The organism is Rhodohalobacter sp. 614A, assembly GCF_021462415.1.
In the GTDB taxonomy this organism is placed as follows: Bacteria; Bacteroidota; Rhodothermia; order Balneolales; family Balneolaceae; genus Rhodohalobacter.
Genome location: NZ_JAKEDS010000003.1, coordinates 145908 through 164397, shown reverse-complemented (window position 1 = coordinate 164397; position 18490 = coordinate 145908). Strand labels below are relative to the sequence as shown.

The window sequence follows — 18490 nt, the reverse complement described above, 5'->3', positions numbered from 1 at the left end:
CAGATGGGCTTTTCTTTGGGGTAAAGTAAGTTAAACGGATTGTCTGAAATCTGTGTTAGGTTTTCGAACCTGAAAGTAAACATCAATTTGAGTATAGATTTTTTTATGAACATAGTGAAGACTTTATGCACCGGTTTAGTGGTTTTGAGTTGCTTATTCCTGTTACCTGATTCTGCAAAATCGCAGTCATCAAATAATATTGACAAAGATTTTGGTCTTGGTGTAATGCTTGGAGAACCAACCGGGGTTTCGGTAAAATTCTGGACTACCAATCGATCCGCATTTGATGTGGGCGCTGCCTGGTCACTGAGCGGCAGAAACGAGGCCTTGCATTTACATGCCGATGTTTTGTGGCATTCATGGTTTCCCGATACAGAAAATCTTGCCTTTTACTATGGCATTGGCGGACGGGTTATTTTTACGGATGAAGCCCACGCAGGCGTTCGAATTCCTCTTGGATTGACTTACTTATTTGATGAGATTCCCTTTGACCTTTTCGTTGAAGCCGTTCCTATTTTTGATCTGGCGCCTGACACAGAATTTGCAGGGAATGGGGCGGTTGGAATTCGATATTATTTCTGAAAAATCTGTCAACAATCACAGCGCGGGCGAGATTATTTGGGAGTTGAAAATGGTCGTTCTTTATCCTTAAAAGAATTGCTGGATAAGATGTCGGAGAAGTACCATTTATCTTGATGGTGGGGGAATTCTATAACGGCCTGTTATATATAATTCTGCAAATATGGAATAAAGATCACTAAGCCAATACATACAGTGCCTATTGCACTTAGGAGCACAGCTCCAGCCGCAACATCTTTTGATTTTTTTACCAGGGGATGGAATTCAGGTGAGGCAACATCGCATAATAATTCAAAGGCTGTATTTAGTGCTTCGGCAACCCAAACTGAAAAGATAGCCAAAATGAGAAAGCACCACTCTACATTTGAAATGTTTAGAGAAATTCCAGCAGCAATAACGGTGATTGAAGCAACCAAATGAACCCGGGCATTGTGCTGGGTTTTAATCATTTCTGCTATTCCGATAAAGGCAAATCTGAAACTTCTAATTCGGCCTGAAAGAGTAAATCGATTTGAGTTATTCATTACATATGATGGCTTTGAGCTAAAGATGCAGATGGACCAACATAGATGATTTTATCTGGCAATATCATTTTAGCCATAAAACTAATGCCGGACAACTTATGGTGAGTTGGCACCTTTAAAGCATTCGTTTATTTAATATTTTCTTTGAAATACTGGTTTAAACTAGTTTTCAGCTCAATAGGATTAGATCCTTTCCCTTCCAATTCGGCATTCCCGTCCGCTACAAACTCGGTCATTTTGACGAAGTTTTTTGCAGCATCATCTGAAAAACCGACATTTTTCATAGTATTGTACCATTCTTCTCTTGGAATTTCTTGTACCTTTACTTCACGACCAAGTACTTTTTCTATTTCATCCGCCACGTCATTTGACGAATATTGTTTGGGGCCAGTTAATTCTATTAGTTCAGATTTATCAACTCCTTCATATATTTTATTGGAAATAAATTCAGCAACGTCTCTTGGTGAGTTCATATCAATTTTTAGATCCGAAGGAAAAAAGGTTGGCAGTATTCCGGTTTCTTTTACCATATCAACGGACATCAACCAATTACTGTAAAAATAAGAAGGGCGGACAAAAACCTGGTTGACAGGCAAACTCAAAAATTCGTGTTCGAGCATATCGGACATTAATAAATTGCCCGTATCCCATTCATATTTTTCATGTTGTGCTCCACCAGAAGAGAGTCCGATGATTGATTTTATCCCTGAACTTTCAATGGCTTTTCGATAGTTTTCCAACATCTGTTTAGAATCGCCAAGAACATCATTCGATTGCATTGTTTCAGGCGTTAGTAAGAAAATAAGATCTCCGTCATTCAAGGCATCTTTTAAAGCATCCAAATGGAAATAATCAGCAATTGCGACTTTAACACCCTTTTCTTTTAAAACTCTTGCCTTTTTTGCATCTCTGATCACCGCTTTTACATCTAAATTCTTTTCAATTAAAAAATCGACAATAGCGGCTCCAACTTGTCCGGTGGCTCCTAAAATGATATTCATAATATTTAGCCTGATGTTAATAACATAGTATGAATCTGGAAGATAATTATGCCTACTGACAACCCTATGTCAGAGCCGAAGAGGGATTGAAAACATGTCCACTCATTTTATGAGTTGAAAATATCTAACGACCGACGTATAACGGTCACTGGAGTGAATGGTGAAAATTCTAAAACTACCAACTCTGGAAGTAAAGGGGATGTCCGCATCCTGGTGAATGCGTTTGTTATATTTTATTCATGCTGTCTATCGAGATACTCCCTTATTACTTCACCTGCTTTATCACCACTTAGCAAAGACTGATCATGAGATAAAACCTTCCGATCTGGGCCCAACAAGATGTAATGAGGTACTCCCATTATTCCCATTTTTCTGATTTTATCTCCTTGTTGCGGCTCGTGAAGATTATACCATGGCATGTCCCATTTTTTCTGAAAAGACAAAACATTCTCAGGTACTTGATCAACTGAAATACTAACGATGGCAAAATCTTCGTCCTTAAATTCTGTATTCAGTTTTTGAAGTTTTGGTATGGCCTGGATACATGGTCCACACCAAGTAGCCCAGAAATCAATTAATAAATAGGATTCCTCAATGTCTTCCAAATTCAAAGATCCAGCGCCATTTAGGTTATTGAATTGATTATAGAGGAGAGGTTCGCCTTTAGAAATTGGAGGCTCAGGGGCAAAGTTTTTGTAAGCATAACCTGTTCGAAAATGATCTGGATGATTCGAAGTCAATTTGAAAAAAGCATGATGTAATTTCTCTTCATTTCTTTGATTGTGATGATACTTCACCAAATTATAAAGAGCCTCTGCCTGAAGTTCCGGATACGGACTTTTACTTGCAATAGATGAAAGTAAGTTTAAATGTTTTTCTGTACCTGAAATATCTAATGCAGTACTCAATGCTGTATAATGCATCAGCCACAGTGGCGAGTCTGATGGAATTGTGTTAAGAAATTGCTCAATCTCAGAAACAGTCAACTTCTCAGAATCAAGTAATCGCAATTTGGCGATATCGGAGGCCAATCGTACATCAGGGTGGGAATATCTATCTTTAATTTGATTCAAATTATTTAAGAACTCTGTGTAGTCGTGTTCTCCAATTTCATCTCTCTGCATTTGGGCAAGATTTCTTTCAGTGATTACAGATAAATATTCATGAATCATTAACGAATAGATTTTAGCTACGCCCTGAATATTTTCTGGTACTTCATGGGTAAATTGTATTTGTGGTTTTGTTCGAGTGCGTAGATTTTCATATTTCTCCGGATCAAAGTTAACAGTAAATACAGGCTGATCTGCGGATTTCGTTAATGTTCTTCTGAAAGTTGGTTGAACACCGCGGCTTTCATTCTGAAATTGAAGCTCTCCTTCTGTCCCGGTTATATTTCCACCAAAAATGAAATGGTTTATTGCATAGTTAAGTGTATCAGAATTTGAGACTATTTCAGAAGTCCATATACCATTTGGTTGCAGGTTCATTTCAATACCAGTTTGAGAAGAAAAGTTGTTGAAATTACCTACAACTTTCGGGACACCACTTGGAATTTTCGTGGGAGAAGGAAGTATAACTCTCAGCTTAATAGATTGATCTGTTGGTAATAAAAAAGTATAGAGCGGGTGATGTCCCGGGGCTGATAGTCTTACGACAACTGGTTCTTGTTCGGGAAGTAAAACGTTTATAGAATCCTCACCATCATTCACCCATTCATCATAAGGTAATCCCGTCCAGTTATCGGCAGCTTTGATAAAATGAAGACTAAAATCAGGAAGAACGGAACCGTTTTGATCAACTACAGAAGCAGTAAGCTTGGGCGGGAGGTGTTGATTTTGACTACATGCTGCTAATAAAAAAAGAGTGCAAAATGTTGAGAGTAATCGAATTCGAAACATTGGAACAGTTGGGTTTGGAAAATATCGACCTTACGTATAAGCTGCACGCGAATGAATGTTAAGGTGTTAAATAACGAACGATGATCTAAAAAGCCAGAAATTGGCAGGGTAGGGCGGGGGCATCCGCTTAGTACAACGGTTGGAAGTTATTTTCCACCTGATAAGTCAACAAATGTGCCAGTTACGTATGATGCTTCTTCTGAAAGTAACCATAAAATCGTTCTGGCGACTTCTTCAGGCTGTCCCCCTCTTTTCATTGGAATCGATTCTTTTACCCGATCCACGCGATTAGGTTCTCCTCCGCTAGCATGTATATCGGTGTAAATAAAAGCTGGTCTTACAGCATTAACTCGAATATTCTCTGCAGCAACTTCTTTTGATAATCCAATCGTAAGCGAATCAACGGCCCCTTTTGAAGCGGCATAATCAACATATTCTCCAGGAGAGCCCAAACGTGAAGCTGCCGAAGATACATTAACTATGGCTCCACCCTTACCTTTATGTCGGCTTGACATCCGCCGGATAGCTTCTCTGCAACACAAAAAAGACCCGGTTACATTTACGGAAAGTATTCTATTGATACGGTCTGCGGTTATTTCATCTACACGGCATTGTGTTTCGAGAATGCCCGCATTATTTACTAATGAAGTTACAGTGCCGAGTTCTTGATCGACAGTTTGAAACATTTTGGTCACATCTGATTCCTTGGCTACATCAGCAGCTACGGCAATAGCCTGACCTCCATTTGAGGTTATCTCATTGACAATAGCAGTTGCCGCTTTCCTATTTTTAAAATAATTAATACAAATGGCGTAATCCTGTGTAGCGGCAAGCCTTGCTGTAGCTGCACCGATACCCCGGCTTCCTCCAGTAATGATGAGAACTTTGCCCATATCAGTTTTAAAATTGGTTGTATGATTTTGGCGCCTAATGTCCCCGATGTTTAAGTGGCAAGCCGGGAGTTTGAAATTAACAAAAAACCAGAAAAAGATGCCCGAACCATCGGTTAATACACGGGGTATCTGGCTAATATCTAAAGTTCATAAGGACTTAAAAATCGAGCCTCATTTTCTTGATCATAATAATAAAAGGCGATTATTATAATAAATGCAGTATAATGAATGTCTTGGTATTTAAGCGGCGAGCCTGAAGCTTAAATTTAACGAGCCGAACCGTTTTCAAGTCCGCTTGGAAAGCTTGTTAGGAATACCTCATCATAGCGTATTTTTTAATCGGTTATTCTCAATGACTGGATAAGTCCGTCTGCGATTTCTAATTGATATTTTAATACAAGCGGACTTCCGGGAAAGGTTCCTGAAATTTCTGCTTCTAACATCTGTTGATCAGGGGAATAATCAAGGGGTTTCATCACTGTTTTATAGGTTCCGTTTGCTTTCGCAATCCAGCTTTTTATCTCTGCTTTTCCTCTGTGCGTTTTCCCTTCATCAAAAACTACGGCTGTTTCGGAAAAACAATTGGCATAAGCTTCGCTGTCAAAATTATTCTGGGCAGCTACTAAATCTGTAAGTACTTTTGGTAAGTTCATAGGTTTTGATTGTGATGTTGTTAAATAGTAGGAATGGTTCCGCCGTCAATGACGTACTCCGTTCCGGTTAAATAGTTGGCTCTTGGCGAGACCAGAAATCCAATTAATTCTGCAACTTCTTCGGGTTCTGCGGGTCGTCCAAAAGGAATTCCGCCCAACGCCTCCATGACGCTTTTCCTGGCCTCTTCAATACTTGTGTTTGAACTTTCGGCTATGCGTTCCATCATTTTTGTGGAAGAAGTTGTCATAATCCAACCGGGTGAAACTGTTAAAACACGAATGCCTTGAGGCGAAACTTCATTGGACAGACTTTTGCTGTAATTGATTAAACCGGCTTTTGCAGCGGCATATGGCAACGTAGAATCATATAAAGGTAGTTTCCCCTGAATAGATGCAATGTGAATGATTACACCGCTTTTTTGTGCAAGCATTTTCGGCAGGAATCCTCTGTCTAAACGTACCGGGGCAAGTAAATTAACCCGAAGGCTCTCTTCCCAATCCTGATCACTCAAAACCGCATACCCACCACCTTTGGTTTCAGAACCTCCCAGGTTATTTATCAAAATGTCTAACCTCCCAAACTGTTGCAATACTTCATTTACGACCTTTTGAGTTCCTGTATGATGACTTAAATCGGCCGATATAAAGTGCAGGTTCTCGTTTGAAGTTTCGGGCGCATTTCTCGCAGTAATAATCACAGTTGCACCCGCGGCTGACAGTCTTTCGGCAATGGCTTTTCCTGCTCCTTTTGTTCCTCCGGTTACCAAGGCAATTTTGCTTGCTAACTCATTATTAAAATTAAACGGTTCCATTAGGGTTATTTTTTTAAGACAAAATTCCGTCATATTAACAGTTTATACAAGTACGGAAAACCGAATTGCATAGGGATAAATTTTTCCCCTATTGAACATTTTAGAACATTGGAGTAATTTTAATTATGTATAAAAGAAAGATTCCTTTGAACCTCAATTGTGGGCTCGACCTAATTGGGGAAGTACTCTATGGAAAATGGAAAATCCGTTTGTTGTGGTTTATTAATGAAGGCCATAGACGACCAAGCGAGTTACAGCGTAAAATTCCGGATGCTTCCAGAAGGGTTTTAAATATTCAATTGAAAGAGTTGCAAGACCACGAATTGATTTCAAAAAAAATCTATCCCGTAGTGCCTCCGAAAGTAGAATATTCATTAACTGATTTTGGGAAAACACTGATTCCTGTCATTTCAGATTTGGGGCAATGGGGGGATGAAAATGAAGAGCGATTACGTTCTGTGATCCAGAAACGTTCTTGATTTCTGTTTGCTCAATCAACTCAACGTTTATCGACAACTATTCTACAATGAAGCAGTTGTTGGCGTTAGTCAATTTATTGTAAAAGGAAGTATAAGCCGAAAGAAGACCTGTTTATAGGTCAGAATTGAGGCATGTTTGTAGCTTCCTCTGTTCAAGCGTTGATTTAAAAACAAAGTGTACTATAGAAATTGAGGAACTAAAAATCAGCAGGGTAGGGCGAGGCCTGTCCGCTTAATACACTGGTGATGCCAAAATTATTGCGTATTAGAAATTATTTCCTGTGTGTTAAGTATAGAAACTCCAATGTTTTGAAGTTCTTTTTCTCCTCTGGGATATAGACCTGAGACTGCGTTTTTAACAAGAACAATGCGGTAATCTCTTTCGCTAGCTTCATAGATCGTTGTTCGTGGACAATTGGGGAAGTTACACCCGGCCACAACAAGAGTGGAAATATGTAAGTCTTGCAATAGTTGTTCCAGACCTGTTTTAAAAAAGCCACCCCAGCGTGGTTTATATATCGCCCATTCCTGTTGTGCCAATTTTTGAGGCTCAGTTTTCAACAATTTTTGTGCGTCAAACGTAACAGAATGATCAGGTTTTAGTTCTTTAACAAGTTCAGCTCCATCAGAGCGCGGAGTCACGATATTCATTCCTTGTTCTACTGCTCTTCTTCTGCAAAGGTCAACATTCGAGCCATTTGACTTATATAAACGCACAACATGTATTATAGGCCGTTGCTGCTGGCGATAATGTTGAACTAGTTTTGATAATTCTGGGATGATCTTATCGGTGCCTTCAATATATGCAGGAGCATGTTGACGGCTAAAATCCTCTTGCATGTCAATGGTTAAAAGGGCGGAATCTTGCCAGATCGGTTGTAAATATTGATCCATGTTAAATAATTGTGGTATATGCTTAAATGCACCGGGAATTCAAATGTATTTAAAGGCTACGCATTTGAGAAATGATTGGCAAGTCATACTGCTGGCATGTCCAGTATCCCCTTGGTACGTTTGTAAGATGACTGTAGGATTTTATCAAGATTGTATTATGTGTAAGCTTCTCAATTAGAAAACCGGAACAGGCATTCCCTCATAATCCTGGTCAGGTGTTGAATACAATATCTTTTCGATGATTTGAGATTTACGGTTGATCCAGACTTCCAGAACCGGAATTTTATTTACTGCCTGAAGCAATATTTGCTGACCCTTAGCCTGACTTTCGGGACCAAATTGAGCCAATGAGTAAATGATTTTGTAGCGGTTTTGATCTTTTTCACCTGGCCATTCATGCGTGGGCGTTTCTCCCTCCGGGATATACATTGGTACTTCTGATACAAACAGTGAAGCCGGCATCATATAATTAATAAACCGTTGATCAGGATCTTGGAATTCAACCAAAGAAGCTGCCACGGAAGAATCTGATTTTACCATGTGGACTATTTCTGCGATCTCATCAGCATCAATCTGGCCTAGTGAAAGGTACACTTCGTGTTCAGTTATATGGGTATATAGATTGTTTACTGAATAAAGATGAAGGGCCCTTGCTGCGAAAAAAATCATCATTAAAACACAGATGTAAAGTGCAAGGGACGTCATGATACGGCTCCATCTTTTTTGAGGCCGTGGCAAATAATGAAACAACTGTTCAATGGCGGGTGGAAGAAACATCCCGGTTTGGGAGCAATACTCTTTGTAACCATCAAACTTTTGCTTGCATGAACGTTCTTCAATCCGGGCCAGGAAGAAGTACGCAAAGCATACCGTCACAAATCCAAACAACACGAGATACCGTGGCCAGACCAGCACCATCCCAAAGCTGGAGACCATGAGGGCAAGGTATTGCGGGTGCCGAATGTAGTTATAGATGCCACCAAAAACAGCACCGCTATTCTTCAGTTTGCTCCGGTAAATTTGAGCCGCACCCACCAGGAATGCTAAAAATCCTCCCAGGAAAAGCGTCATTCCAATTACCTCATGCCATGTTATAAATAATGACTGAGTTTCGCGAGCAATGTGGGGCAAAAAAAAGCTGATAAGCCAGCTCGTAGATCCTGAAAGATTTAGTGTCTCGAGTCCCGGTCCATAGATGCTGTAAATATATGCAGCGAAGGGACTGAACATATAAAAGAACTCAAAGGCGATGAGTCCATAGAAGAGGAAGCTGGCCCAAAAAGCGCTGCGTGCGACATTCTTCGTTGAATGGTTATTCTCTTGGTCCATTGGTTTATAAGCTATTTAGTTTTCGGAAGGCAAGCTTCGGAGCAATACGTGAAAGCAGATACAGAAGCTTCACTTTTCCCACTTGCACTTCCTTATTTCCCTTCTCTACTTCTTGGATCATGTTCCCAACGGCTTCTTTCGCAGAAATGGCAATATCAGGCGGATTACCCTGATGCCAGGGCGTATCCACTGCCGGAAATTGAACTTCTATTATATCAATTGGAGAATCAGAGGATTGAGACCTCAGCACCTGCACAAATGAATGCAGGGCCGATTTGGTAGCATTATAGAACGGATAAATAGTACGCGGTACATAAACCAGTCCGGTAGTAATGGTTATGATCGCCGGATTTTTGTTGTTACTCAGAATGGGAGCAAACAGTTTGGAAAGCCGGATGGGAGCCAACAAATTGGTCTGAATTTCGGCATCGGCTTTATCAAGAATATCATCATCCTGGAAAAAATTTTCGACGTGGACAATAGCGGCATTATTGATCAATACATTGCAATCGGGATGTTCCTCCAAAACCCAGTTGCGCAGCCGCTCACAATCCGCCGGTTTTGAAATATCACATTGCAGGTATTTAATTTCCGGCAGCTTTTGCCTGGCCCGTTGTAGCTTCTCAGGCGTTCGTCCGCAAATGAGCACCTCATTATTTCTTTCGATGAGCCTTTGAGCCAGCTCCAGGCCGATGCCGGAACTCCCGCCAGTTATAAGAACAGTATTGTTTTGAAGTACCATGATCGTTGTATTCGTTTTGATTATGGTACAATCTACAGCCCCAAAGACGGGTAGTCATTGATCTATGTTAAGAGACCTGATTTTTTCTTATCCGGCTGAGCGATTCAGGTGCTATGCCTATATAAGAGGCGATAATATGCTGTTTAATTCTTTTTTCCAGATCGGGATATCGTTTCAGGAATGTGCGGTAGCGCTGTTCGGCATCCATCAATAGAAACTCTCGTTCTCTCCGTACTTTGGTCACGTATCCTTTCTGGAGAAGCGCCACCAAAAATTCATTCCAGCAGGGATCTTCAGAAAACAGCTGTCGAAATTTATCGTAATCTACGGTTTCTATAATTGCATCCTCCAGCACCTCAATGGAATAATGTGCCGGATTATTTTCAAGGATGGCATCATAAGCACTTAGTACCGAACGGCTGTCAAAAAAGCCCTTGGTGAATTCAACCCCTTCTTCAGTCGTGTAGAAATATCTGAATAGTCCTTCTTGTACGAAGGCAATATTACGCGAAACCCGGCCGGCCTTCACAAAAAAACCTCCTCTTTTGATATGTTTTATAGAAAGAAGAGCTTTGAATTTATCTTCCTGTCCGGGAGGTAAATCCGTAATCGTTTTGATAAGCGCTATAAATCCGCTTTTGCTGTTCATCATATAGTTTACTACGACTTAATATTTTTTTGCTTAAATCTACCTAACGTCCCGGCGTTTAAACGGTTTGGCCTTACTGGTAAGTAATGTAATTAAAACTGGAAATTTCGTTTTAGCCAACTAATTTTGAAACGGAAAGCAGTGAGAAAGTCCGTGTGGAAACCGTTGTTATAGAACAATTCGAGACACTTTTCTCCGATTAGCGTGATTGCTTTCAATATAACATTTAAATATTTTCAGCTTTCATTTTAGAGAAAACAAACCGTAATGATTTACAATACTTTCAATTACTACATGAAACCTTGGTTGCTGTCTGAGTGACAGACAGCCCATCTTATTACCAGGTTTTCTTATGGCCACTCTATCGTGTGATTGAAGCGCATTGTAAGATTATATTGATTCCAGGAATACGTATGTAACTCCGCTCTCTCTTTTTTGCGGGATGTATGCTGTCTTGTCGCCGCCCGGTGATTTAAACAAAAAGCATTCATCTCAATGGAAAAGATTCATGAGCAAATCCAAGACACCCATACGTTTTACCGGACAACATTTCACAGTTAGTAAACAACTGATAACAGATGCAATCAATTTGGCAAACTTACTGCCCAACGATACCGTTATGGATATCGGGGCAGGAAAAGGATACCTGACGATTCATTTATCACAATTATGCAAAAAAGTGATCGCCATTGAAAAGGACAGAGTTCTTGCCAGAATACTTGAAAAACGGTTTTCGAACTGTAAAAATGTAGATGTAATCAGAAGTGATTTTCGTGACTATGTTTTTCCCGATAAGTCCTTTAAAGTTGTATCAAATATCCCTTATGGCATTACATCAGATATCCTTAAGTCTTTGATGTTTCAACAAGCAGAATTTTTTAGCGGAGGCACCATTATTACCCAGTTGGAAGTCGCTGAAAAACTGTTTTCAGGAAAATTGTATAATCCATATGCCATTCTCTACCATACATTTTTTGATTTGCGGTTTATACATGAAATCCCACCGGCTAGCTTTACGCCACCGCCTGCTGTGATGTCGGCATTAATACAAATCAGAAAGAAACAAAATCCGATGGTTCAATTCTCGCAAAAGAAAAAGTATCTGGGATTTCTATTCCATTTATTACGAAAACCTGATATACCAGCCAGAACGGCGCTAAAGAGTCTGTTCAGGAAAAGACAGGTAAGGAATATTGTTGCGAAATATGGAATTGACCCGGATTCTGATATTACGCAACTATCGCCGAAAGAATGGGCAAATTGTTTTAAGGAACTACTGGATAAGGTGCCCGAAAAGTATCATCCAGAATGATGGAATGAATAAGTTTAGAAACAGCGGCCTGCTCACCGAAGCTCAGAGAGTGTAGGGGTGAGGCCGCTTGAAATGTTTGTTCAACCAATTTTTATAGTTGTTGATAATAAACACTCTTTCTTTTTTGAGGGAAGGTCGTTACATTTTTCAATCATGAAGTAACAACTCTATACATAGTACCTTTGCCCAAATTGCCTATCCGGTAAGGTATATCCCTGTTTAAAACCCATTTTCTATTGAAGGATTATTTTTCCGAAATGGGATCAACGAGAACAAATCAGCGCGACAATGAAAAAAATATCTGCATTTACATACCCTTTCAATTTCACCACATTCAATTCGATAAGATTTTATTATGCAGATTATTTCAGAAGATATTTCATACACAACACCATCCGGAAAAGTTATTCTAAAAAATGTCAGCCTAAGCCTTGAAGAGGGAGAAACAGCGGCCCTGGTAGGAGACAACGGTAGCGGAAAATCAACCTTGCTGCGTATACTCACAGGGAATCTTTCTTCCGATGAAGGATCTGTGAATATTACAGATCAGTGTTGGTTTATTCCCCAGCATTTTGGACAATTTGATTCCTGTACTGTAGCGCAGGTTCTACAGGTAGAGCATAAAATCGAAGCCCTGCGTGCAATCGAAAATGGTTCTACAGATCCCAAGCATTTTGATGCTGTTACCGGTGACTGGACGATCCGTGAGCGACTCCGAACGGCGTTGCAACAGTGGGGATTGACCGATCTTTCGCCTGACACATCGTTTGGATTACTCAGCGGGGGAGAAAAGACCAGGATTTTGTTGGCGGGTATGGACCTCCATCAACCTGAACTGGTGCTGATGGATGAACCGACCAACCACCTCGATACGTCGGGACGCGAGAAGCTCTATCAAATGATTCGAAAATCGAATGCCGGTTTTCTGATTGTGAGTCACGACCGGGAGTTGCTGGAACTTTGTAATCCGATTTTTGAGCTTTCCACACTGGGTTTAAAGAGGTATGGAGGCAGCTACTCCTTTTACGAAGAACAAAAACAAATCGAGCGCGAAGCCATTGATCGCAAAATTCATCACACGAAAGAGTCGATTGCCGAAGCAAAGCAAAAGCATCGCGAAGTGATGCAGCGGAAACAGAAAATAAATGCGAGGGGGAATAAAAAAGCCCGGAAAGAGGGACTTTCTAAAATGGCGATCCATGCAGCGCAAAACAGGGCGGAAGAATCCACTTCAAAATTGAGCGATGTTCATGAGCAGAAGATCAAAGAGGAACGCCGGCAACTGCCGGAACTGAAACAACAGCAACGTAAACTCAAAAAAATAAAGATCGATCTGAACAACTCTTCGTTGCATACAGGAAAAATTCTTTTCAAGGCTGACCGGATCAATTATACCTGTCCTGGAGCAACCTCCCTTTGGAAGCAACCGCTCTCTTTTGTTATAAACTCCGGGGAGCATATCCGGATAACAGGAGAGAACGGTTCCGGCAAAACGACATTAATCCAACTTTTGAATGGAGACCTTACACCGACGACCGGGACACTGAAAATACAATCTGAGCACCGTTTTATGCTAAATCAGGAATATGGTGTGATCGACCGGGAGGCCACGGTTTTGCAACAGGCGCAAGCTTCAAACCAGGTACTTAAATCGGATCACGAACTTAAAACCCTGCTGCATCGGTATCTTTTTGATGAACCGGTTTGGGATCAGCCTTGCCATTCGCTTAGTGGTGGAGAGATGATGCGATTATCACTTTGTTGTTTGACCTTGCAGACCGAACAACCTGATACGATTATTTTGGACGAGCCCACCAACAATCTTGATCTTCGCAATATCAGGATTCTCACAGATGCCATTTCATCTTATCGGGGGACATTGGTCGTCATATCTCATGACAAGCATTTTGTAAATGAAATAAATCTAAACAGGACGATTGAACTCTGAGAGGTGGGTATAATGGCCCTGCGTTTAAGCGGGAAGAGCCAACGTATTGAACTGATTACAATTGAAAGGTTAGCTAATTATTTTAAAACCGGCTGCCACTGGCGAGGTTGCGTCCCACTTAATACGCGGGTTATAGTTCGCTCTCAAAAAATATCAATAGGTTCATTAAAAACAGCATTTATCAATTAAATGACTGACGGAAGTGGGTGGGGGATTGCTTCGTTTCCCGCTTGAACAATTTGCTGAATGATTGGGAATGCTTGAATCCCAAATCATAGGCTATTTCGGAGATACTCAAAGAAGTTGTGGAGAGTTTTTCTTTGGCTTTTTCAATCAGCTTATTGTGAATGTGTTGTTGGGTATTTTGGCCTGTCAGCGAGCGCAACATATCGCTCAGGTAACTTGGAGTAATATTCAGGCACTCTGCAAGATATTGAACCGTTGGGATACCTTGGTTAAATGGTTTCTGCTGCTTAAAATATTCGTCTAAAATATCGTCCATTTTTTGCAGCAAAGTACTGTTTACCGGCTTACGGGTAATGAATTGTCGTTTGTAAAAACGGTTGGCATAGTTAAGCAGCAACTCAATTTGAGAAATAACAACGTCCTGGCTGAATTCGTCAATGCGCCCGTCCAACTCATCTTCGATCATCCTGAAAATAAATAGAATAATTTCTTTCTCCTTATCTGATAAATGCAGGGCCTCGTTAGTAGCATAAGAAAAATAGTTGTACTGTTTGATCTCTTTTGCCAATGGATAATTCAACAAAAAGTCAGGATCTATCAATAACGTAATTTGTTGATTAATGCATTCTCTATCATCAGCACTATCTGCATCTTCTTTACTGCCTACAATTTGATTTGGAGCAGCAAACAACATTCCTCCGCCATTGAAATCAAAATGGGTCTGCCCGTACTTCAATGTCCCGCCCATGGATGGCCGGTACGAGATTTTATAAAAATTCAGCACATGAGGATGCCTGGGAGCTTGCAGATTCAATGACCTGTCTATACCATTAATCAGCGAAAGCAACGGATGCTGCGGAACCGGAAAGCCGGAAGCACTTAAAGCATCTGACAGCGACTTAAATCGTTTCGGTACATGCCCACTTTTTTTCATCTGTTTACTTTACAGGTTGCAGGATATGGAAAGCGTTTGCTTTATAAATAGCTTTAACAGACTGCTGCATAAATATAATTAATAATACTTTCAGTATTTAGGGTGAGGTAAATAGGACCGCCGATCCTGTTTTCCAGGCATCGGCCACCCTTAACCATAAGAATTAAAGAATTATCCCTGGGCCGCATTGGAAACAGTTTTCCAATCCTCCCACGTATTTAATCGTTGTTCATAAGCCTCCCGAATTTCCGGCAAATTATGGCTCCCTAAAAATAACCGCAATGGAGGTTCTTCGGAATCCACCACTTTGAATATCGCTTCCGGTGTTGCCTTTGGATCGCCTTGTTCTTGATCTTTTATGCGCTCGAATACTTGTTGTTTGAAATCAGCATATATCTCCATACCGTCTGCAAAATCCAAGGATTTCCGGCTGCCGAATTCCGTAGCATAAGCTCCCGGTTCTATGATGGTAACATGGATGCCAAACGGTTTTACTTCGGCAGCCAAGCTTTCATGAATAGCTTCGAATGCCCATTTAGAAGAGCAGTAATAACCGATCAGCGGGTACGCCAAATGACCGAGACCACTCGATGTGCCCAAAATATGTCCGTACCCCTGTTTGCGTAGCAACGGCAATGCGCTCTGGATTACGGAAACCGTCCCCAATACATTCGTTTCATAGAGGGCCCGAATGTGATCGGCACTTGCTTCTTCAATGGTTCCTACCAGGGAATATCCAGCATTGTTGAAAACAATATCCAACCTGCCGAAGTGATCATAAGCCGCTTCCACAGCATATTTTGCCTGATGGGCTTGGGTAACGTCCAGCTTCAGTGTTAATACATTTTCAGGATATTTTTCTTTTAAGTCGGCAATACTTTCAAGCCGCCGGGCTGTAGCCGCAACTTTATCACCACGTTTCAATGCCGATTCCGTCCATATACGCCCGAAGCCACGGGATGAACCGGTTATAAACCACACTTTTTCAGCATATGCGTTATTCTCATTTTGATTTGTCATAATGAAATCCTCTTTAATTTTAGATTGAACGACTAAAACATAAAAAGAGGAATGGTTAGGCACGTAGCCTAAGTGGGGAGCCTCGTAGTCAAAATGAGGTAAAGACTATCGCTGTTAGAATATTCTTTACTCAGACTTTCCATGACGTGGAAGTATCAGTCGGATAAAATATTATTCAGTGACGAATCCCTAAGCCTATAACGACATTGCGCATAAGGTGCGTACGAATGAATGTTAAGTTGATAAATAATAAAAGGAGAGTTAAAAAGCCAGAAAGGTGGTCCCGAAGCATCGGGAGCGGGGTGTGTCCGCATTATTGCGCGGGTTAGGTTCCTGACAAAATTTACGATTCGATTATATTTTCTGGATGTTTGGCCAATTTTGGAAATTCCTGCAGAAGCTTTTTATCCATAGTAATTAATTCCAGATCCAGATCCTTGGCCAAGCTTACGAATTCACAATTGTAGGAAGAGCAAGTCGATTGACTGACATGATGCAGCACTTGAACTGAATTCACTTGAAACTGCTGATCTCTCATTTGAAGCTCAGCTTTTTCCATAATTAGTAAAGCTTCTGCTAAATCAATCAGCTCTTTTCTCAAATATAACGTAACGACATTTCGAAATTCACTTCTCCAAAGAATAGGGGCCAACCATTGTGGATCTTTTTGATACAGCTGGTCACAAAGTTCTGTTGAATCTGATGGAAGCCAAAAGTGAGCAAGAATATTCGTATCAACAACAATCATGGCCGCCCCTGATTAATAGCAGATTCAATTTCTTCAGAAGATAGGCTGCCTTTTGCCTTTTTACGCACACGACGTGCTTCTTGCAAAATATCGTCCGTAGAAACCTGTTGAGGCTTAACAGTTTGCTCTAAACAGGCAATAATTTCACTGTTGATGCTACGATGGTGAGCATTGGCCTGCTCACGGACTCGATTGTAAATTTCTTCGGGAATGTTTTTTACTTGATATTAGGCATATCAACTTGGTTTCGTTATGAAACTAATAAGGTAGGTTAATAATTGCAAGAAAAGGAAGGTACCTAACGGTCTGGCAATTATACTGTGGAATCACCTTAAGTGTGAAGATCTGCACTATGTCAATGTCAGAATCATTCATTAACTTTATAAAACGTATAAGCTCCATTATAATCCACATTTACAACGCTCTCAGTTAAAGTATCCATTTTAAAGGTTAGTTCTAACCCCTCAAATCTTTCAACAAATGTGGAGTCATTTATTGGCAAGAACGTATTTTCCATCCCATCATTAGGATCATACAAAATTAATTGGTTGTCACTATCAATACTCATTTCAAGGTAGTAGTCTCCCATCTCCCGAAAGTGATATTTTCCAATAAATTTTTCAAGTGTACTCTCTTCCAAGTTGACTGGTTGAATATATTTTGGTTGTAACACACTAATGTCAAAAAACATGGAAAAAGCCCGAAGAATCTCGTCATGTAGCTTATCCCCCTGAACACCATTTGTCATTACTATGATACCGGTTCTTGCATTAAATGCATCCACCATAATACTCCTGTAACCGCCCGGATTTGATCCGCCGTGAAAAAAGAAACGGTTCTGGCTTTCTCCTCTCAGACCTACTCCTAATCCCCAATTTTCTACTGTTGTAAGCATCTCTTTAGCTAATTCAGCTGAAATAATTGTCTCCTTTTCCCCATAGTATGCATTCTCAATAGCTATACAAAATTTCGCTAAGTCGATGGGTGTGGTCCATAAGCCGGCGGCAGCTTGTTCTGGATATGTCAACCAATCTCCATGATAAGGCTTCCCTTCCTTATCATGAGCAATACTAACATTTTCTTCTGGAAATTGATTAAATGTACTATTCATCATATCTAAGGGTAGAAATACTTCGCTTTCAAAATAGTCTTCAAAGATTTTTCCAGAAACATCCTCAATCAATTGCTGGAGAATTACATAGCCTCCACCTGAATAGGAAAAACCCAAGCCGGGAATCGTATCAAGTTCAATTTGAGGTGTATTTCCCTCTCCCTTCAAAATACCGGTTGTATGAGGAATAGTGTCTGTTTTCTCGTAAACTTGGAAACCACCAATATTTATCCCGGCTGTATGACTTAGTAGTCTGCGAATTGTAACAATTTCGTTTTCAAGAAAGGGGCTGTCTAATTTCCAGGATTGCAGATATTTATTGACATCCTCATCCAGGTCTAGCTCATATTTTTCGACTAATTTCAGAATACCTACTGCTGTTATCGGTTTACTGATAGAGGCGGCTTGAAATCTTGTTTTAGAATTTACTTTTAGTTCCTGATTGGCATCAGTAACACCAATGGAATTGCTCCAAACAATTTTTCCATCTTTAAATACCGCTATACTAACCCCCGGTACATGATAGTGAGTCATTCTTTCTTCAATCGAATACGTTGTTACTATAGTATCACCTACAACCACGGACGGGATTAAACTTTCCTGAATTGATTTGAATTTGGGGGTACTTTCTTGCCTTGTACAGCCAAAAATTGAGCAGAGAACGATAAAAGCTAAGAGTGTTTTTTTCATAAAATCGAATTCTTATATGAGATATGAAGAATAAGCTTCAATGAGTAGACACTCATCTCAAATCAAAAGGTTACAAGATAAGTTCGAG

19 protein-coding genes are annotated in these 18490 nt (G+C 40.4%); 4 read left to right on the top strand and 15 right to left on the bottom strand.

Going from position 1 to position 18490, the window contains the following annotated elements:
* Window positions 1–105: 105 nt before the first annotated feature.
* Window positions 106–582 (top strand): hypothetical protein, encoded by a 477-nt coding sequence (locus tag L0B18_RS14510; RefSeq protein WP_234572517.1) that lies wholly within the window; start codon window positions 106–108, stop codon window positions 580–582.
* A gap of 140 nt (window positions 583–722) precedes the next feature.
* Here the strand turns inward: L0B18_RS14510 and L0B18_RS14505 are convergent, their stop codons facing one another.
* From L0B18_RS14505 to L0B18_RS14480, 6 genes are all read right to left on the bottom strand, one after another.
* Entirely contained in the window at window positions 723–1103 is a 381-nt protein-coding gene (locus L0B18_RS14505; protein WP_234572516.1) for a diacylglycerol kinase family protein, read from the bottom strand.
* 128 nt (window positions 1104–1231) lie between these two features.
* Complete coding sequence (locus tag L0B18_RS14500) at window positions 1232–2104, bottom strand: NmrA family NAD(P)-binding protein (RefSeq protein ID WP_234572515.1); 873 nt, start codon at window positions 2102–2104, stop codon at window positions 1232–1234.
* Window positions 2105–2337: 233 nt separating this feature from the next.
* Window positions 2338–4002 (bottom strand): TlpA family protein disulfide reductase, encoded by a 1665-nt coding sequence (locus L0B18_RS14495; protein WP_234572514.1) that lies wholly within the window; start codon window positions 4000–4002, stop codon window positions 2338–2340.
* Window positions 4003–4148: 146 nt separating this feature from the next.
* A complete protein-coding gene (locus L0B18_RS14490; protein WP_234572513.1) occupies window positions 4149–4895 on the bottom strand; it encodes an SDR family oxidoreductase in 747 nt (248 codons plus the stop codon).
* 335 nt (window positions 4896–5230) lie between these two features.
* On the bottom strand, window positions 5231–5548 hold the full coding sequence (locus L0B18_RS14485; protein WP_234572512.1) for a nuclear transport factor 2 family protein: 318 nt from the start codon (window positions 5546–5548) through the stop codon (window positions 5231–5233).
* A 20-nt stretch (window positions 5549–5568) separates the two neighbouring features.
* Window positions 5569–6360 carry an SDR family oxidoreductase gene (locus tag L0B18_RS14480; RefSeq protein ID WP_234572511.1) on the bottom strand — a complete coding sequence of 264 codons (792 nt, stop codon included), beginning with the start codon at window positions 6358–6360 and terminating at the stop codon, window positions 5569–5571.
* A 125-nt stretch (window positions 6361–6485) separates the two neighbouring features.
* Between L0B18_RS14480 and L0B18_RS14475 the strand changes: the two genes are divergently transcribed.
* Window positions 6486–6839: a winged helix-turn-helix transcriptional regulator gene (locus L0B18_RS14475; protein WP_234572510.1), complete on the top strand. Its 354-nt coding sequence runs from the start codon at window positions 6486–6488 to the stop codon at window positions 6837–6839.
* A gap of 255 nt (window positions 6840–7094) precedes the next feature.
* Here the strand turns inward: L0B18_RS14475 and L0B18_RS14470 are convergent, their stop codons facing one another.
* From L0B18_RS14470 to L0B18_RS14455, 4 genes are all read right to left on the bottom strand, one after another.
* Entirely contained in the window at window positions 7095–7733 is a 639-nt protein-coding gene (locus L0B18_RS14470; RefSeq protein ID WP_234572509.1) for a cysteine hydrolase family protein, read from the bottom strand.
* Between the two features lie 174 nt (window positions 7734–7907).
* Window positions 7908–9062, bottom strand: a complete 1155-nt coding sequence (locus L0B18_RS14465) for a methyltransferase family protein (protein WP_234572508.1) — start codon at window positions 9060–9062, stop codon at window positions 7908–7910.
* Between the two features lie 4 nt (window positions 9063–9066).
* Window positions 9067–9804: an SDR family oxidoreductase gene (locus L0B18_RS14460; RefSeq protein ID WP_234572507.1), complete on the bottom strand. Its 738-nt coding sequence runs from the start codon at window positions 9802–9804 to the stop codon at window positions 9067–9069.
* Between the two features lie 67 nt (window positions 9805–9871).
* Window positions 9872–10456, bottom strand: a complete 585-nt coding sequence (locus tag L0B18_RS14455) for a Crp/Fnr family transcriptional regulator (protein ID WP_234572506.1) — start codon at window positions 10454–10456, stop codon at window positions 9872–9874.
* A gap of 505 nt (window positions 10457–10961) precedes the next feature.
* Here L0B18_RS14455 and erm point away from each other — a divergent pair.
* Together erm and L0B18_RS14445 are read left to right on the top strand one after the other, a co-directional pair.
* Window positions 10962–11765 carry a 23S ribosomal RNA methyltransferase Erm gene (gene erm, locus L0B18_RS14450; protein ID WP_234572505.1) on the top strand — a complete coding sequence of 268 codons (804 nt, stop codon included), beginning with the start codon at window positions 10962–10964 and terminating at the stop codon, window positions 11763–11765.
* 355 nt (window positions 11766–12120) lie between these two features.
* Window positions 12121–13713, top strand: coding sequence for an ABC-F family ATP-binding cassette domain-containing protein (locus tag L0B18_RS14445; RefSeq protein ID WP_234572504.1), 1593 nt, complete (start codon window positions 12121–12123; stop codon window positions 13711–13713).
* Between the two features lie 181 nt (window positions 13714–13894).
* On the opposite strand, the gene L0B18_RS14440 is transcribed toward L0B18_RS14445, so the two are convergent.
* From L0B18_RS14440 to L0B18_RS14420, 5 genes are all read right to left on the bottom strand, one after another.
* Entirely contained in the window at window positions 13895–14833 is a 939-nt protein-coding gene (locus L0B18_RS14440; protein ID WP_234572503.1) for a helix-turn-helix domain-containing protein, read from the bottom strand.
* Window positions 14834–15004: 171 nt separating this feature from the next.
* Window positions 15005–15853: an SDR family NAD(P)-dependent oxidoreductase gene (locus L0B18_RS14435; protein ID WP_234572502.1), complete on the bottom strand. Its 849-nt coding sequence runs from the start codon at window positions 15851–15853 to the stop codon at window positions 15005–15007.
* A gap of 343 nt (window positions 15854–16196) precedes the next feature.
* Window positions 16197–16601, bottom strand: a complete 405-nt coding sequence (locus L0B18_RS14430) for a type II toxin-antitoxin system VapC family toxin (RefSeq protein ID WP_234572501.1) — start codon at window positions 16599–16601, stop codon at window positions 16197–16199.
* Entirely contained in the window at window positions 16598–16813 is a 216-nt protein-coding gene (locus L0B18_RS14425; protein WP_441347329.1) for an Arc family DNA-binding protein, read from the bottom strand. Before L0B18_RS14425 ends, L0B18_RS14430 begins: the two co-directional genes overlap by 4 nt.
* 155 nt (window positions 16814–16968) lie before the next feature.
* Window positions 16969–18402 (bottom strand): serine hydrolase domain-containing protein, encoded by a 1434-nt coding sequence (locus L0B18_RS14420; protein WP_234572500.1) that lies wholly within the window; start codon window positions 18400–18402, stop codon window positions 16969–16971.
* Between the last annotated feature and the right edge of the window lie 88 nt (window positions 18403–18490).

Excerpts from the sequence above, each read along its gene's own strand:
- L0B18_RS14510 (WP_234572517.1), top strand. The coding sequence starts at position 106 with ATGAACATAGTGAAGACTTTATGCACCGGTTTAGTGGTTTTGAGTTGC.
- L0B18_RS14505 (WP_234572516.1), bottom strand. The coding sequence starts at position 1,103 with ATGAATAACTCAAATCGATTTACTCTTTCAGGCCGAATTAGAAGTTTC.
- L0B18_RS14500 (WP_234572515.1), bottom strand. The coding sequence starts at position 2,104 with ATGAATATCATTTTAGGAGCCACCGGACAAGTTGGAGCCGCTATTGTC.
- L0B18_RS14495 (WP_234572514.1), bottom strand. The coding sequence starts at position 4,002 with ATGTTTCGAATTCGATTACTCTCAACATTTTGCACTCTTTTTTTATTA.
- L0B18_RS14490 (WP_234572513.1), bottom strand. The coding sequence starts at position 4,895 with ATGGGCAAAGTTCTCATCATTACTGGAGGAAGCCGGGGTATCGGTGCA.
- L0B18_RS14485 (WP_234572512.1), bottom strand. The coding sequence starts at position 5,548 with ATGAACTTACCAAAAGTACTTACAGATTTAGTAGCTGCCCAGAATAAT.
- L0B18_RS14480 (WP_234572511.1), bottom strand. The coding sequence starts at position 6,360 with ATGGAACCGTTTAATTTTAATAATGAGTTAGCAAGCAAAATTGCCTTG.
- L0B18_RS14475 (WP_234572510.1), top strand. The coding sequence starts at position 6,486 with ATGTATAAAAGAAAGATTCCTTTGAACCTCAATTGTGGGCTCGACCTA.
- L0B18_RS14470 (WP_234572509.1), bottom strand. The coding sequence starts at position 7,733 with ATGGATCAATATTTACAACCGATCTGGCAAGATTCCGCCCTTTTAACC.
- L0B18_RS14465 (WP_234572508.1), bottom strand. The coding sequence starts at position 9,062 with ATGGACCAAGAGAATAACCATTCAACGAAGAATGTCGCACGCAGCGCT.
- L0B18_RS14460 (WP_234572507.1), bottom strand. The coding sequence starts at position 9,804 with ATGGTACTTCAAAACAATACTGTTCTTATAACTGGCGGGAGTTCCGGC.
- L0B18_RS14455 (WP_234572506.1), bottom strand. The coding sequence starts at position 10,456 with ATGATGAACAGCAAAAGCGGATTTATAGCGCTTATCAAAACGATTACG.
- erm (WP_234572505.1), top strand. The coding sequence starts at position 10,962 with ATGAGCAAATCCAAGACACCCATACGTTTTACCGGACAACATTTCACA.
- L0B18_RS14445 (WP_234572504.1), top strand. The coding sequence starts at position 12,121 with ATGCAGATTATTTCAGAAGATATTTCATACACAACACCATCCGGAAAA.
- L0B18_RS14440 (WP_234572503.1), bottom strand. The coding sequence starts at position 14,833 with ATGAAAAAAAGTGGGCATGTACCGAAACGATTTAAGTCGCTGTCAGAT.
- L0B18_RS14435 (WP_234572502.1), bottom strand. The coding sequence starts at position 15,853 with ATGACAAATCAAAATGAGAATAACGCATATGCTGAAAAAGTGTGGTTT.
- L0B18_RS14430 (WP_234572501.1), bottom strand. The coding sequence starts at position 16,601 with ATGATTGTTGTTGATACGAATATTCTTGCTCACTTTTGGCTTCCATCA.
- L0B18_RS14420 (WP_234572500.1), bottom strand. The coding sequence starts at position 18,402 with ATGAAAAAAACACTCTTAGCTTTTATCGTTCTCTGCTCAATTTTTGGC.